Origin of the sequence: Bradyrhizobium sp. CSA207 (genome assembly GCF_029051685.1) — a bacterium.
Taxonomy (GTDB): domain Bacteria; phylum Pseudomonadota; class Alphaproteobacteria; order Rhizobiales; family Xanthobacteraceae; genus Bradyrhizobium.
Genome location: NZ_JAACFT010000011.1, coordinates 116,462 through 132,176, shown reverse-complemented (window position 1 = coordinate 132,176; position 15,715 = coordinate 116,462). Strand labels below are relative to the sequence as shown.

At 64.3% G+C, this 15,715-nt stretch carries 8 protein-coding genes; 6 read left to right on the top strand and 2 right to left on the bottom strand.

Translation table 11 applies throughout. The features are described from left to right. The first annotated feature begins 5 nt into the window (after positions 1-5). Genes treS through treY form a run of 5 tightly spaced genes read left to right on the top strand, consistent with a single transcriptional unit; the run spans position 6 to position 12,057 of the window. Positions 6-3,299: a maltose alpha-D-glucosyltransferase gene (gene treS, locus GWG65_RS14600; RefSeq protein WP_275196257.1), complete on the top strand. Its 3,294-nt coding sequence runs from the start codon at positions 6-8 to the stop codon at positions 3,297-3,299. Continuing rightward, complete coding sequence (gene glgB / locus GWG65_RS14595; RefSeq protein WP_275196256.1) at positions 3,292-5,439, top strand: 1,4-alpha-glucan branching protein GlgB; 2,148 nt, start codon at positions 3,292-3,294, stop codon at positions 5,437-5,439. Before treS ends, glgB begins: the two co-directional genes overlap by 8 nt. A gap of 3 nt (positions 5,440-5,442) precedes the next feature. Beyond that, positions 5,443-7,521, top strand: a complete 2,079-nt coding sequence (glgX, locus tag GWG65_RS14590; protein WP_275196255.1) for a glycogen debranching protein GlgX — start codon at positions 5,443-5,445, stop codon at positions 7,519-7,521. Further along, positions 7,518-9,272 carry a malto-oligosyltrehalose trehalohydrolase gene (treZ, locus tag GWG65_RS14585; RefSeq protein ID WP_275196254.1) on the top strand — a complete coding sequence of 585 codons (1,755 nt, stop codon included), beginning with the start codon at positions 7,518-7,520 and terminating at the stop codon, positions 9,270-9,272. The genes glgX and treZ overlap by 4 nt, the downstream gene beginning before the upstream one ends. A 1-nt stretch (position 9,273) precedes the next feature. Beyond that, on the top strand, positions 9,274-12,057 hold the full coding sequence (treY, locus tag GWG65_RS14580) for a malto-oligosyltrehalose synthase (protein WP_275196253.1): 2,784 nt from the start codon (positions 9,274-9,276) through the stop codon (positions 12,055-12,057). 245 nt (positions 12,058-12,302) lie between these two features. Here the strand turns inward: treY and GWG65_RS14575 are convergent, their stop codons facing one another. Next, positions 12,303-12,620 carry a polyhydroxyalkanoic acid system family protein gene (locus GWG65_RS14575; protein WP_275196252.1) on the bottom strand — a complete coding sequence of 106 codons (318 nt, stop codon included), beginning with the start codon at positions 12,618-12,620 and terminating at the stop codon, positions 12,303-12,305. Positions 12,621-12,779: 159 nt separating this feature from the next. Here GWG65_RS14575 and GWG65_RS14570 point away from each other — a divergent pair, with 159 nt between their 5' ends. Continuing rightward, positions 12,780-12,944 (top strand): DUF3309 family protein, encoded by a 165-nt coding sequence (locus GWG65_RS14570; protein ID WP_084292022.1) that lies wholly within the window; start codon positions 12,780-12,782, stop codon positions 12,942-12,944. Positions 12,945-12,999: 55 nt separating this feature from the next. On the opposite strand, the gene ligD is transcribed toward GWG65_RS14570, so the two are convergent. Next, a complete protein-coding gene (ligD, locus tag GWG65_RS14565) occupies positions 13,000-15,678 on the bottom strand; it encodes a DNA ligase D (protein ID WP_275196251.1) in 2,679 nt (892 codons plus the stop codon). Positions 15,679-15,715: the final 37 nt, after the last annotated feature.

The following is a 15,715-nucleotide window of genomic DNA, read 5'->3' as shown; positions in this document are numbered from 1 at the left end:
ACGCCATGAATGTATTGTCTTCCGTCGACACCAAGAAGGCTGACGCTGCCGAGATCGTGGATGAGCTCTGGTACAAGGACGCCATCATCTATCAGCTTCACGTCAAGGCTTTCGCCGACAGCAACAATGACGGCATCGGCGATTTCGCCGGGCTGACCGAGAAGCTGGCCTATCTCCAGGATCTCGGCGTCACCGCGCTGTGGCTGTTGCCGTTCTACCCCTCACCCGGCCGCGACGACGGCTACGACATCGCCGATTACGGCGCGGTCAATCCCGATTTCGGGACGATGAAGGATTTCAAGCGCTTCATCCAGGAGGCGCAACGGCGCGGCTTGCGGGTGATCACCGAGCTCGTCGTCAACCACACCTCCGATCAGCACAATTGGTTCAAGCGCGCACGGCGCAGCCCGGCAGGCTCGAGCGCCCGCAACTGGTATGTCTGGAGCGACAACGACCAGAAATACCAGGGCACGCGTATCATCTTCACCGACACCGAGAAATCGAACTGGACCTGGGATACCGAGGCCGGCGCGTTTTACTGGCACCGTTTCTTCTCGCACCAGCCGGATCTCAATTTCGACAATCCGCGCGTCGTCAGCGCCCTCATCCAGGTGATGAAGCGCTGGCTCGATGCCGGCGTCGACGGCTTCCGCCTCGACGCGATCCCCTATCTGTGCGAGCGCGAGGGGACGTCGAACGAGAACCTCCCCGAGACGCATGCGATCATTAAGCGCCTGCGCCAGGAGCTGGACGCCTACTCCAAAGGCAAGCTGCTGCTGGCCGAAGCCAATCAATGGCCCGAGGACGTGCAGGAATATTTCGGCCGCGGCGACGAGTGCCACATGGCCTATCACTTCCCGCTGATGCCCCGCATCTACATGGCGATCGCGCAAGAAGACCGCTTTCCGATCACCGACATCCTGCGCCAGACCCCGGACATTCCCGCAAGCTGCCAATGGGCGCTGTTCCTGCGTAACCACGACGAACTGACGCTGGAAATGGTTACAGACGTCGAACGCGACTATCTCTGGACCACCTATGCCAACGACCCGCGGGCCCGCATCAATGTCGGCATCCGCCGGCGCCTTGCGCCGCTGATGGACAACGACCGCCGCAAGATCGAGCTGATGAACTCGCTGTTGCTGTCGTTCCCGGGCACGCCGATCATCTATTACGGCGACGAGATCGGCATGGGCGACAACATCTATCTCGGCGACCGCAACGGCGTGCGCACGCCGATGCAGTGGAGCCCGGACCGCAATGGCGGCTTCTCCCGCGCCGATCCGGCCCGCCTCTATGCGCCGCCGATCATGGACCCGGTCTACGGCTACGAATCGGTGAACGTCGAGGCGCAATCGCGCAGCCTGTCCTCGCTGCTCAGCGCGACCAAGCGGCTGATCTCGGTACGCAAGTCGACGCTGGCCTTCGGCCGCGGCACCATGACCTTCATCCGCCCGTCCAATCGCGCCGTGCTCGCCTATATCCGGCAGTATCGCGACGAGGTGATCCTCTGCGTCGCCAACCTCTCGCGCGCCGCGCAGGCGACCGAGCTCGACCTGTCGCCGTGGAAGGACCGCATTCCGCAAGAGATGCTCGGCCGCACCCGCTTCCCCGCGATCGGCGAGCTGCCCTACATGATCACGCTGGGTCCCTACGGCTTCTACTGGTTCCAGCTGCTGGAGCGCGACAAGTCCGAGCCGGTGATCCCGCGGGCGGTGCCGGAATTCGAGACGCTGGTGGTGCCGCTCAACTCGACCTGGGTCTCGCTCGCGCGCGAACGCGGCGTGTTCGAGCGCGACGTGCTGCCGGGATTTTTGTCGCGGACGCGGTGGTATCCCGAGCACAATCCGCGGCAGATTCGGCCCACGCTGACGTCGGCGATTCCGTTCTGCGACATCGGCGACAACCGGCCGTGGATCGCGTTCTTCGAAGCGGCGCAATATGGCGTCGCGACGCGCTTTGTACTGCCGATGCAGATCGAGTGGGTGCGCTTCGACCGCGAACGCTTCAATCCGAAAGCGCTCGCCGCCGTGCGCCAGGGCGCGCGCGAGGGCACGCTGCTCGATGTCGCGACCGACCAGATCTTCATCGGCCTGTTCCTGCGCAACCTGTCGCAGCACCTGGTCGTGGAGGAGAACAATCTGCGGCTGGAGTTCAAGCCGACCAGCCTGTTCTCCGAATACACCGTCAAGGAACCCGAGCGTATTCGCGCGATCGAACAGTCGAACAGCACCGCCCTGGTCGACAACCAATACGTTGCCAAGATCTATCGCCGGCTCGAAAGCGGCATCAATCCCGAGATCGAGATCGGCCGCTATCTGACCGAGGTTGCGCGCTTCGCCAACACGCCGGCGCTGCTCGGCACGGCCGAATTGGTCGAAGGCGACCAGCGCAGCGCGATCGGTGTCCTGCATGCCTATGTCGAGAACCAGGGCGACGGCTGGGCCGTGACCGCGGCCTTTCTCGACCGCTACGTGGATGAGCAGCGCCTGCTGCCGGCGGAGGAGACGTCCCCTGCGAACCCGGACCAGGCGCCTTATCTGCACCATCTGGCGCAGACCGGCCGACGGCTCGCCGAGTTGCATATCGCGCTCGCCGCCGCAAAGCCCGGCGATCTCGCCGCCGAGCCAATCAGCCCGGCACACGTCGAGCACTGGACGTCGGACCTCAAGACACGCGCCGAGCACGTTTTCGAGCGGCTGATCGAAAGCCGCGAGGGCCTGCGCGAAGCCGACCGGCCGCTGGTCGATCAGCTCGCCACGGCGCGCGCGGGTCTGTCCGACCGGCTAGATGCGCTATTGCCACCCGACATAGGCGGGTTGAACATCCGTCATCATGGCGACTTCCGCCTTGGGCAAACTTTGATCGTGAAGGACGATATCTTCATCATCGATTTCGACGGCGATCCACGTCTTCCCCTGGCCGACAAGCGACGCAAGGCGCCGGCCGCGCGCGATGTCGCCGGCCTGATCCGCTCGATCGATCTGTCGGCCGCCGCGGCGCTCACCCGTGCGTTCTCGGGACCCTCCGACGAGCAGGAGCGGATCGCAGCCGCGCTCGGCGAGTGGCGCGAGCGCGCCACCTCGACGTTCCTGTCCGTGTACCGCGAGGCCATGACCGATCGGCGGCTATGGCCGGAAGACCCGCATTCCGCGGAAGGCCTGTTAAGGTTTTTCCTGCTTGATCAAGCGTTCGACGAAGTAGAATACGAGCTGTCCCACCGGCCGGAAGGGCTCCATGCGCCGCTGAGCGGACTGCTTCGCATTCTGTCCGATACCGAGAGCGAAGCCCATGCCTAAATTGCCCGCCGAGGCCTATGCGATCATCGAGGGCCGCCATTCCGATCCCTTCCACTATCTCGGGCTGCATCCCGAGGGCGGGAAGAGCGTGGTGCGCGCGTTTCTCCCCGAGGCCTCCAACGTCGAGGCGGTCGGCGAGCATGGCGAGGTGGCAAGGCTTGACCGCGTCCACGACGCCGGCCTGTTCATCGGCGCCCTGCCCAACGGCTCCAGGCATTACCAATTGCGCGCGAAGTTCGGCGACAATGTCGTCGAGTTCGAGGACGCCTACCGCTTTCCGCCGATCCTGACCGACTTCGACCTCTATCTGCTCGGGGAAGGCACCCATCAGCGCATCTATGACAAGCTCGGCGCGCATCCGATGACGCTCGAAGGCGTCGACGGCATCGGCTTCGTAGTGCTGGCGCCGAATGCGCGACGCGTCGCCGTGGTCGGTGATTTCAACTTCTGGGACGGGCGGCGCCATCCCATGCGGGTGCGTGGCTCCGGCTACTGGGAGTTGTTCATCCCGCACGCCAAGGCCGGCGACCACTACAAGTTCGAGATCGTCGGTCCGCACGGACACTTGCTGCCGCTGAAATCCGACCCGATGGCGTTTGCGAGCGAGCTGCGTCCGAAGACAGCCTCCATCGTTTTCGACGAAGCGCATCTGCCGCGGCCCCGCCCGGCGCCGGACGGCATCAATGCATTGTCGGCGCCGATGTCGATCTACGAGGTCCATCTCGGCTCGTGGCGGCGCAAGAACGGCGGTGAATGGCTCACCTACCGCGAACTCGCCGAGCAGCTGCCGGCCTATGCCCGCGACATGGGTTTTACCCATCTCGAATTCCTGCCCGTAAGCGAACATCCCTTCGACGGCTCATGGGGCTATCAGCCGACCGGCCTTTATGCGCCGACGAGCCGCTTCGGCACGCCGGAGGATTTTGCTGCGCTGGTCGATGCCTGCCACCGCGAAGGCGTCGGCGTGCTGCTCGACTGGGTGCCCGGTCACTTCCCCGACGATCCGCACGGGCTCGGCAGCTTCGACGGCACATCGCTCTACGAGCACGCCAACCCGCTGCAGGGCCGTCACCTCGACTGGGGTACGCTGATCTACAATTACGGCCGCACCGAAGTGACGAACTTTCTGGTGTCGAACGCGCTGTTCTGGCTCGAGCGCTACGCGATCGATGGCCTGCGGGTCGATGCGGTCGCCTCCATGCTGTATCTCGATTACAGCCGCCCGCCGGGCGCGTGGATTCCGAACCAGTATGGCGGGCGGGAAAACATCGAGGCGATCGCGTTCCTGCGGCGCTTCAACACCGAGCTGTTCGCCCGATTCCCGCAAGCGACCACTGCTGCCGAAGAATCCACCGCATGGCCGCAGGTCTCCCGTCCGGTCGAATTCGGCGGGCTTGGCTTCGGCTACAAGTGGAACATGGGCTGGATGCACGACACGCTGAACTACATCAGCAAGGATCCGATCCACCGCAAGCATCATCACGGCGAAATCCTGTTCGGGCTGCACTACGCGTTCTCGGAGAACTTCATCCTGCCGCTGTCGCATGACGAGGTCGTGCACGGCAAACGCTCGATCCTCGGCCGGATGCCCGGCGACGAGTGGCAGCGCTTTGCGAACTTACGCGCCTATTACAGCTTCATGTTCGGCCATCCCGGCAAGAAGCTGCTGTTCATGGGCGCGGAAATCGCGCAAAGCCGCGAATGGAATCACGACCAGTCGCTCGACTGGCACCTGCTCGAATACAAGTACCATTCCGGCGTCCAGGCGCTGATCCGCGACCTCAACCGGCTTTATCGCGCAGTGCCGGCGCTGCACCAGATGGATTGCGACCACGCCGGCTTCGAATGGCTGATCACGGATGATGCCAACCGCAACGTGTTTGCCTGGCTGCGCAAGGGTTTTGACGAGCACGCGCGCTGCCTGGTGATCGTCAACTTCTCACCCAACGTCTATCGCAACTACCGCGTTCGCGTGCCATTTGCCGGCAAGTGGAAAGAAGCGCTCAATTCCGATTCGGCCCATTATGGCGGCAGCAATGTCGGAAACATCGGCGAGGTTCATGCCGTCAATGGCAAGGCGCCCGAGCTTCGCCTCACCATTCCGCCGCTGGCCGCGATCTTCCTCGTTCCGGAAAGCTGACCCATGCGCCTGACTGCTGGATCGCCGGCACGCCTCGGTGCAAGCTGGGACGGACGCGGCACCAATTTCGCGCTGTTCTCCGCCAATGCGCAGAAGGTGGAGTTGTGCCTGTTCGACAGCCAGGGCCGCCGCGAGCTCGAACGCGTCGAATTGCCGGAGCGTACCGAAGACGTCTGGCACGGCTATCTCAACGACGTCTCGCCAGGCCAGCTCTACGGCTATCGCGTGCACGGCCCCTACGAGCCCGAGCACGGCCACCGTTTCAATGCCAACAAGCTGCTGCTCGATCCCTATGCCAAGCGGCTCGCCGGACGGCTGGTCTGGAGCGATGCGCATTTCGCCTACCGCACCGGCAGCGCGCGCGAGGATCTGTCGTTCGACCGGCGCGACAATGCCCGCGGCATGCCCAAAGCGGTCGTCGTCGACGAGACCTTCAACTGGGGCCGCCGCGAGATCCGCCCCCACATCGCCTGGGAAGACACCATCATCTACGAGGCCCACGTCAGGGGCCTGACGCAGAGGCGCGCGGACGTGCCGCCGAACCTTCGCGGCACCTATGGCGGCCTGTCGTCGCCCGCGATGATCGAACATCTGAAGAAGCTCGGCGTCACCTCGATCGAGCTCCTGCCGATCCACAGCTTCGTCGACGATCGCATTCTTGTCGAGAAGAAGCTCTCCAATTATTGGGGCTACAACACGTTGTCCTTCTTCGCGCCGGAGCAGCGCTACGCCCAGGACAATGCCCTGGATTCCTTCCGCACCACCGTGGCGCGCCTGCACGATGCCGGCATCGAGGTGATGCTGGACGTCGTCTACAACCACACCGCCGAAGGCAATCACCTTGGTCCGACGCTATGCTATCGCGGCATCGACAACGCCTCCTATTACTGGCTGAATCGCGAGAATCCGCGCTACTACGACGATTTCACCGGCTGCGGCTCATCGGTCAACCTCACCCATCCGCGCGTGCTTCAGGTGGTGATGGATTCGCTGCGCTACTGGGTCGAGGTCTGCCACGTCGACGGCTTTCGTTTCGACCTCGCCACCACGCTTGCGCGCGGGCCGAACGGTTTTGATCGCGGCAGCTCGTTCCTGACCGCGGTCCGGCAGGATCCTGTGCTCGCCACCGTCAAGCTGGTCGCCGAACCCTGGGACCTCGGCCTCGGCGGCTATCAGGTCGGCGCCTTTCCCTCGCAATGGTCAGAATGGAACGACCGCTATCGCAGCGCCATGCGGCGCTACTGGAGCGGCGAAGGCAGCCTGATTGGCGACATTTCCAGCCGCATGACCGCGTCCTCCGATCTATTCAATCATGACGGGCGGCGGCCGCGCGCCAGCATCAACCACATCACCGTGCACGACGGTTTCACCCTCGCCGACCTCTTCAGCTACAACGAGAAGCACAACGAGGCCAACGGCGAGGACAACCGCGACGGCTCCAGCGACAACCACAGCAACAATTGCGGTGTCGAGGGCCCGACCGACGATCCGGAAATCCTCAGCCTGCGCCGGCAGCTTCGCAAGAACGTGCTGGCCTGCCTGATGCTGGCGCAGGGCATTCCCCTGATCCTCGCCGGCGACGAGGTCGGCAACTCGCAATCCGGCAACAACAACGCCTATTGCCAGGATAACGAGGTGGGCTGGGTGGGCTGGGACAATCTCGGCAAGGACGGCGACGATATGATCGATTTCGTCGCCCATCTCGCCGACATCCGCCGCCGATTCTCGCAACTCCGCAGCCACCGCTGGCTCGACGGCCGCCCCGCCGATGGCGTCGCCTATGGCGTGTTGTGGCTGACGCCGGCCGGTGACGAGATGACGGAAAGCGACTGGAATTTCCCGGAGGGACGGTTCCTCTCCTATGTGATGGGGCCGATGGAACCCGGCGGGGCTGCGATCTTTATCATTCTGAACGCCGCGCCCGAAGAGATCGCATTCAAATTGCCCAAAATGACCGGATACAAGAGCTGGCAGCAGATCCTCAACACGACCGAGGCCAAGCTGAACACGGTCGACTTCCAGCCCGGGAGCGACAGCAAGGCGCCGCCGCGCTCCGTGCTCGCCTTTGCGGGGGCGCTATGAGGCCATCCTTCGGCGCCAGGCCGACGAAGGACGGTGTATCGTTCCGGCTATGGGCCCCGGCGGCAAGACGCGTCGATCTCCTGCTCGACAGGAGGCATGCGATGCAGCGCCGGCAGGATGGCTGGTACGTGGCTGACATTTCCGGCCTGACCGCCGGCAGCGCCTACAAGTTCAGAATCGACGACGAGATCGACGTGCCCGATCCCGCCTCGGCGTTCCAGCCCGAGGACGTGTTCGGTCCGAGCGAGGTGGTCGATCATGACGCCTTCACGTGGCGCGCGCGCGATTGGCGCGGCCGTCCCTGGGAAGAGACGGTGCTGATCGAGACGCATGTCGGCACGTTCACGGCGGAGGGCACTTACCGCGCCATGATCGGCAGGCTCGATCATCTCGTTGCGACCGGCATCACCGCGCTGGAATTGATGCCGCTTGCGGATTTCGCGGGCCGGCGCGGCTGGGGCTATGACGGCGTGCTGTGGTATGCGCCCGACAACGCCTATGGCCGTCCGGAAGACCTGAAGACGCTGATCGACGAAGCGCATCTGCGCGGGCTGATGGTGTTTCTCGACGTGGTCTACAATCACTTCGGCCCCGAAGGAAATTACCTCGGCCGCTACGCGCCGACCTTCTTCACCGACGCCCACACACCGTGGGGCAGCGCGATCGATTATCGGCTGCCGCAGGTGCGCGCATTTGCGGTCGAGAACGCACTGTCCTGGCTCACCGACTACCGCTTCGACGGCCTGCGGCTGGACGCCGCCAACCATATCATGGCGATCCCCGGCGAGCAGTCGATGCTGCAGGATCTCAGCGTCGCTACCGGCGAACTCGCCAAGGCGACCGGGCGGCACATCCATCTGGTGCTGGAGAACGGCGACAATCGCGCAAGCCTGCTCGATGCCGCGCAGGATCCGCCGAACGGCAAATATCGTGCGCAGTGGAACGACGACTACCATCACGTCTGGCACGTGATGCTGACCGGCGAACTCGCCGGCTACTATGCCGACTACCAGACGCCGCGCATGGATCTCGCGCGTGCGCTGGCGTCCGGCTTCGTCTACCAGGGCGAAATCTCGGAATTCTGGGGCAAGAAGCCGCGTGGCGAGCCGAGCGGTGAGCTGCCGCCGGCCACCTTTGTGAATTTCCTCCAGAACCACGACCAGATCGGCAACCGCCCGCTGGGCGACCGGCTTGAAAGCCTGGCATCGCCGCAGCAGGTCGAGACTGCGCTGGCGGTGACGCTTCTGGCTCCCATGATACCAATGCTGTTCATGGGCGAGGAATGGGGCTCGACAGCACCCTTCCCGTTCTTCTGCGACTTCCAGGGCGGGCTCGCCGATGCCGTGCGCAAGGGCCGCCGGCAGGAATATGCTTGGGCCTATGAGAAATACGGCGACGAGGTGCCCGACCCGCTCGACCCCGCGACGCTGAAATCGGCCGTGCTCGACTGGACCGGCCACACGCCGGAGCAGGATGCGCGGCTCGCTCTGGTGCGAGACCTGCTCGCGCTCCGTCGCAAGGAAATCGCGCCGCGGCTGAAGGGCGCGATCTTCGGCGATGCCGAGGCAGCTGACAACGGCTTGCTCGCCGCGCATTGGCGCATGGGCGACGGAACGATGCTGCGCCTGACGGCCAATCTGTCCGATCGGGAGATCGCGCATTCCAGCAATAACGCGGGCACGCCGATCTGGGGCGGCGCGGCCGGCGATCGGCTTCCGCCCTGGTCGGTGGTCTGGCGTCTCGGAGGTTAACATGCCTCCGGCCATTCCCCTTGCAACCTACCGCCTCCAACTCACCGCGGATTTCGATTTCGACAAGGCCGCCGCGGTGGTGCCTTACCTGAAGGCGCTGGGGATCACGCATCTCTATACCTCGCCGGTGATGAAGGCCCGCAAGGGATCGACGCACGGTTACGACACCGTCGATCACAGCCAGTTCAGTCCCGAGCTCGGCGGCGAGGCCGGCTTCGCGCGGCTGAGCGCGGCGCTGGCCACGCACGATCTCGGCCTCATCATCGATTTCGTGCCCAACCATGTCGGCGTGCATTTTGCCGACAATCCCTGGTGGCTGGACGTGCTGGAATGGGGACCAAATTCGCCGCACGCGGTCGCCTTCGACATCGACTGGGACCTGCTGCCCCACCGCGCCCGCGGCGGCGTGCTGCTGCCGATCCTCGGCTCGTCCTATGGCGACGCGCTCGAGCGCGGTGAGATCGAATTACGCTACGATTCCGACGATGGCAGTTTTTCCGCCTGGTATTTCGAGCATCGCCTGCCGATCGCGCCGGAGCGCTATGGCGAGATGCTGCGGATGATCGTGAAGGAGGCTGACGCCGCCGGGACGGAAGCGGGCCAGCGCATGCTCGCGCTTGCGGCGCGCTACACGGGACTGCGCCGTCCCAATCGCAAGGAAGCCCCCGCCTTCAAGAGCGAGCTCAGGGAGATCGGGGGAGGTGCCGATATCATCGCCCGCGGCCTTGGTGCCTATCGCGCGGCAAAGGACCGGCCGGCGCCGACCCTGGCGCTGCATCATCTGCTGGAGCGTCAGCACTACAAACTCGGCCACTGGCGGCTTGCCTCCAGCGACATCAACTATCGCCGCTTCTTCGACGTCAACGGGCTCGCCGGGTTGCGTGTCGAGGATCCCGGTACGTTCGCGGCCACCCACAGGCTGGTGAAGCAATTGGTCGCCGACGGAAAATTGCAAGGCATTCGCCTCGACCACATCGACGGCCTGCGCGACCCCGCGCAATATTGCCAGCGGCTGCGCCGGCTGGTGCGTGACGCGCAAGGCCCGACCAAGCCGTTCTATACCGTCATCGAGAAGATCCTGTGCGAGCACGAGCGCCTGCCGCACTTTGCCGGCGTTCAAGGCACCACCGGTTACGAGTGGATGAACGTCATCACCCACGTGCTGGTCGATCCCAAGGGACTGGAAGCGCTGGACGAGACCTGGCGGCAGGTCAGCAACCGGCCGCCGCGGCTTGCGCCTTACGTCAAGGACGCCAAGCGGCGCGTGCTGGAGACGCTGCTGACCAGCGAATTCACCGTGCTGACGCGGCTGCTCGCGCGCATCGCCAACGGCCACTACTCGACCCGCGACTTCTCGGCCGACAGCCTGCGGCAGGCGCTCGAACTCTATGTGCTGCATTTCCCGGTCTATCGCACCTATCTCACGACCAGCGCACCGACGGCGCACGACCGCAAGCTGATCGACGAGACAATCGCGCGGGCACGTACAGAGTGGTTCGCCGCGGACGAGGGCATCTTCGACTTCCTGCGCGATGCCCTCACCATGGACCTGCTCAAGCCCGGCCGTCCCCCACACAGCGCCCCGCGGGTGCGCCGCTTCGCGCTGAAGGTGCAGCAGTTCACCGGGCCGATGATGGCGAAGTCGCTGGAGGACACCGCCTTCTATCAGTTCCACCGGCTGCTCGCGCTGAATGAGGTCGGCGGCGATCCTGCGAGCACCGGCCTTGCGATTTCCGCCTTCCACGACGCTATGCAGGCCCGCGCCAGGGAATGGCCGCACGGCATGACCGCGACCGCCACCCACGACACCAAGCGCGGCGAGGATGCCCGCGCGCGGATCGCCGCGCTCAGCGAGATCCCCGGCGAGTGGACCAGCGCGGTGGCGCGCTGGAAGGTATTGAACGCACCGCACCTCGCGCTGCGCGGCAATCTGCGCGCACCATCGGCGACATTCGAATACATGCTCTACCAGACCCTGCTCGGCGCATGGCCGCTTGAGGGACCAGATGCCGGCTTCGTCGAGCGCATCCAGGCTTACGGGCTCAAGGCCGCGCGCGAAGGCAAGGAGGAGACGAGCTGGCTCAACCCGCATGAGACCTACGAGGCGGGCATAGGGGACTTCGTCGCCAAGATCCTCGATCCTGCGCAGTCGGGCGAATTCCTGGAGGCGCTGCAAATCTTGGCGCGCCGCGTCGCGCTGCTCGGCGCGTTGAACTCGCTGAGCCAGCTCACGCTCAAGGCAACGCTGCCGGGCGTCCCGGACTTCTACCAGGGCACCGAATTCTGGGATCTGTCGCTGGTCGATCCCGACAATCGCCGCCCGGTGGATTTTGCTGCCCGGCGCGCGGCGCTGGCATCGCTGGAAACTCCGGACTGGTCCGGCCTGATCAAGGCATGGCCGGATGGCCGGCTCAAGCTGGCTTGGACGCGGCACCTCCTCAAGCTGCGCAACGAACTCGCCGAAATCTTCACGCAGGGCGACTACCGGCCGCTGCAAGTGCGCGGCGCGCACGCCGACCATGTCATCGCCTTCGCCCGCCGGCGCGGCCGCGCCGCCGCAATCGTCGTGGTGGGGCGCCGGTTTGCGCCGTTCACGCAAGCGGGGCGGGAATGGCCGGTGCTTGAGGAATTTGACGCAACGGTCGATATCACGGGCCATGCAGCGACAGGCCTCGCCGGCAATGAATTGCCGATTGCGCAGGCTCTTCGCGATTTCCCCGCTGTTGTCATCGCGGCGCGTACGACAGGCGCGTTAAAGCCTGCACGACAGCGCGCCCGCCATTGAAGGCTACTGCGGGATGAGTCTGTGTTGAATCGGTGAGCCCGGCGGAGTTCGATCACCTCTCCCTGGAGAGGTCGGATCGCATCGAAAGATGCGATCCGGGTGAGGGGTTACGGTCTCACTGGGTGCCGCGGCCCCTCACCCGGATTGCACTGGACGATGCTTCGCATCGCCAGGCGCAATCCGACCTCTCCCCGCTGGGGCGAGGTGAACGGCACAGCGCCGACGGACTGTAATCTCATCATGCTCTATTTCCCGCCGTCCTTCGTCAGCAGCAATTGCCCGCGCTTGCGGATCGTGGCCTGCGCCATTTCGGCGAAACGCTGCAACAGCCACGGCAGCATCACCTCGACCCTAACGTTATCGTCGCTGACGTCGACCTGTCCGCTTGCGATCTGCCCGAGCGCACGGATGCGGAAATTCATGGTGTCGCCGCTCCAGCGCTCCTCCTCGACCTGCATCACCGGAATACTGGCTGCGGCACGACCCAGGCCGCTCTTGAGCCGGCGCACCGCCTCTTCGCGGCCGAGACGATGGGGAATTGAAACGACGAACGGTGCCGACATGATCCTGCCCCGCGCTGATTGATCCTCAACTCATTATCTCGGCCGCACAGGCAAAGGTTCCACGCGCTTCACCCTGCGGAACTTTCAAACCTGCGGCAAGTTGCCGTGAGCACAACGGACAAACACAACCCTTTCCACGAAGGGCTGGAGGAGATTCGCATGTCTATTGGTACAATTATTCTGATCATCCTGGTCATCGCCCTGCTTGGCGGCTTCAGCGGCATCGGCGGCGGGCCGTTCTACGGCACCGGCTATTACGGCGGCGGCGGTCTCGGGCTCGTGATCATCATCCTGCTGATCCTGCTTTTGCTCGGACGGATCTAGCCGCCAGCGTCGTCCGGTGGGTTCGCTGCTAGGAGCGGAACCCACCCTACTTCATCTATTTCACTTTCGCCGCGAGCTTCTTCATCGCCGCCTTGATCGGCGCAGCCGCATCGTCATAGCCCTCCCATGCTTTCGAGCGCGTCAGCAATCCCGGCACGGTCCGTAACGTGTATCGCTTCGGATCGAGGTCGCTCTTCACCTGCGTCCACGCGACAGGCATCGACACGGTCGCCCCATCGCGCGCGCGCGGCGAGAGCGGCGCCACCGCCGTCGACATCCGATCATTGCGCAAATAGTCGAGGAAGATTTTCCTGTTGCGCAGCTTCTTCGACATGTTCAGCAGATAGCGCTCGGGATCATCATCGGCCATCCACTGGCAGACGCCTTGCGCGAATGCCTTAGCTTCCTTCCAGCTGACTTTGTCGCGCGCGCCATAGAGCAACGGCACCACGACATGCAGGCCCTTGCCGCCGGTGGTTTTGCAAAAGCTGTCCATCCCGAGATCGGTCAGCCGTTGCCGCATCTCCTTAGCCGCTTCGATCACGTCGGCAAATTCCACATCCGGCGCGGGATCGAGGTCGAATACCAGCCGGCCCGGCGTGTCATAGGCGTAAGGCGCACAATTCCAGGGGTGCAGCTCGACGCCGCCGATCTGCGCCACGGCCGCGAGCCCCTCGACGCGATCGATCTGCAGATAGGGCTTACGATCGCCGGAGACCCTTGCGAGTTCCAGAAGATTCGACGTCCCCTGCATGGCGTGGCGTTGGAAGAAGCATTCGCCCTTGATGCCATCAGGCGCGCGGATCAGGGAGCAGGGCCGCCCCTTCAGATGAACGATCATCCATTCACCGACGGCTTCGAGATAGCGCGCCAGATCCAGCTTGGTGACCGGCGCGCCATCACCGTCGTCGGGCCAGAGCTCCTTGTCCGGCTTGGAGATGACGACACCCATCACCTCGGCATTTTGGCCGTTCTGTTTCGAGCGCCCTGCGGACTTCGGCTTCGCGCGCGAATTCGTCCGCGTGTCGGCCGAAGGCTCGGCGAGCTCGGTATCGACGGGCGTTTCCGCCTCGACCTCCTCGGCCGGCTTGTCCTGCCGCAGGCCCTTGAAGGCGGCCTGGCGAACGTTGCCGTCGGCGGTGAAGCCGGCGAACTCGATCTCCGCGACGAGCTCCGGCCTCAGCCAGTGCACCTCGCGGGTTTTCTTCGGCGCATTCTTGCCGCCGAATGGGCTTTGCTTGGCTTCTGCCGCCTTCAACAGCGGCATGATGCGCTTCACCTTGTCAGCGCCGAAGCCGGTACCGACCATGCCGACAAAGGCGAGGTGATCGCCGCGATGCACGCCAGCCATCAGCGAGCGGAATTTGCCGTTGGTGGTTTTCCAGCCGCCGATCACGACCTCATGGCCGGCCCGGCATTTTGCCTTGGTCCAGCTTTCGGTCCGGCCGGAGCGATAGGGTGCGTCGAGCTTCTTGGACACGACCCCTTCGAGCTCGAGCTTGCAGGCCGATTGCAGCACGGCGTCGCCACCGCTCTCGAAATGCTCGACATAGCGAATCTGGGTCGATTTCCGCTTGCGCGCTTCCAGGAGTTCCTTGAGACGCGCCTTGCGCTCGCCGAGCGGCAGGCGGCGGAAGTCGAGACCTTCCGCGAACAAGAGATCGAAAGCAAAGAAGATGAGATCTTCGGACTTACCGTCCGACAGCGCGGCCTGAAGCGCGGAGAAATTCGGCGCGCCGTGGTGGTCGAGTGCGACGATCTCGCCGTCGATCATCATATCGGGCAGCGCGCCCGCTTCCTTCGCAATCGAGACGAATTTGTCGGTCCAGTCGAGACCCTTGCGGGTCTTCAGCGTTGCGTTGCCGTCCTCGACCCGAAGCTGTACGCGATAGCCGTCGAACTTGATCTCGTGGCACCAGCCTTCGCCGGCCGGCGGGCGTTCGACCGACGTGCAGAGCTGCGGCGCCACGAAGTCCGGCATCTCCGAGACCTTTTTGGCGGTCGCCGCCTTCGTTGCTTTCTTGCCGCCCTTTAGCGCCGCGCGCGGCGCCGGCTTGACGGTACGCGCTTTCGGCTCCTCGGCGCGATTGGACTGCCAGATCGCATCGGCCTTGCCCTTGGCGCCCTTCGCCACCATGAAGTGTTTTGGTGCGCGGCCCTTGCCCTCTGCGATCTGCTCCATCGCACGGCCGGAGGCGACCGATCTGTCTTCATCGAGAACGGTGTTGTCCTTACCCTCTTGCGCATACTCGTCGCGATGCTTGATCAGGAGCCAGTTGGTGCGCTTGCCGCCGGTGCGGTCGTTGCGCATCCGCACCAGCACCCAGCTGCCATGCAGCTTGTCGCCGTGCAGGGTGAACTTCAGGTCGCCCTTCTTGAAGCCGCGTTCGGGATCCTCCGCCTCCCAATAGCCGCGGTCCCACAGCATCACCGTGCCGCCGCCATACTGGCCTTCCGGAATGGTGCCTTCGAAGTCGCCGTAGTCGAGCGGGTGGTCCTCGACTTCGACCGCCAGCCGCTTGTCGTGCGGGTCGAGCGAGGGCCCTTTCGTCACGGCCCAAGACTTGAAGACGCCGTCGAACTCCAGCCGCAGATCGTAATGCAGCCGCGTCGCATCGTGCTTTTGAATCACGAATCGCCGCTGCTTCGACGGCGCGACCGCCGTCGCCCCTGAGGGCTCGGGCGTGATCTCGAAGTCCCGCTTCTTGCGATAGGTGGAGAGGTTTCTCAGCACGATTGGTCCTGCATTCTTGCGCGCGTTTCCAAGCCTA

What these genes read in the sequence shown, in the direction of transcription:
- treS (WP_275196257.1), top strand. Translation starts at nt 6, where the DNA reads ATGAATGTATTGTCTTCCGTCGACACCAAGAAGGCTGACGCTGCCGAG.
- glgB (WP_275196256.1), top strand. Translation starts at nt 3,292, where the DNA reads ATGCCTAAATTGCCCGCCGAGGCCTATGCGATCATCGAGGGCCGCCAT.
- glgX (WP_275196255.1), top strand. Translation starts at nt 5,443, where the DNA reads ATGCGCCTGACTGCTGGATCGCCGGCACGCCTCGGTGCAAGCTGGGAC.
- treZ (WP_275196254.1), top strand. Translation starts at nt 7,518, where the DNA reads ATGAGGCCATCCTTCGGCGCCAGGCCGACGAAGGACGGTGTATCGTTC.
- treY (WP_275196253.1), top strand. Translation starts at nt 9,274, where the DNA reads ATGCCTCCGGCCATTCCCCTTGCAACCTACCGCCTCCAACTCACCGCG.
- GWG65_RS14575 (WP_275196252.1), bottom strand. Translation starts at nt 12,620, where the DNA reads ATGTCGGCACCGTTCGTCGTTTCAATTCCCCATCGTCTCGGCCGCGAA.
- GWG65_RS14570 (WP_084292022.1), top strand. Translation starts at nt 12,780, where the DNA reads ATGTCTATTGGTACAATTATTCTGATCATCCTGGTCATCGCCCTGCTT.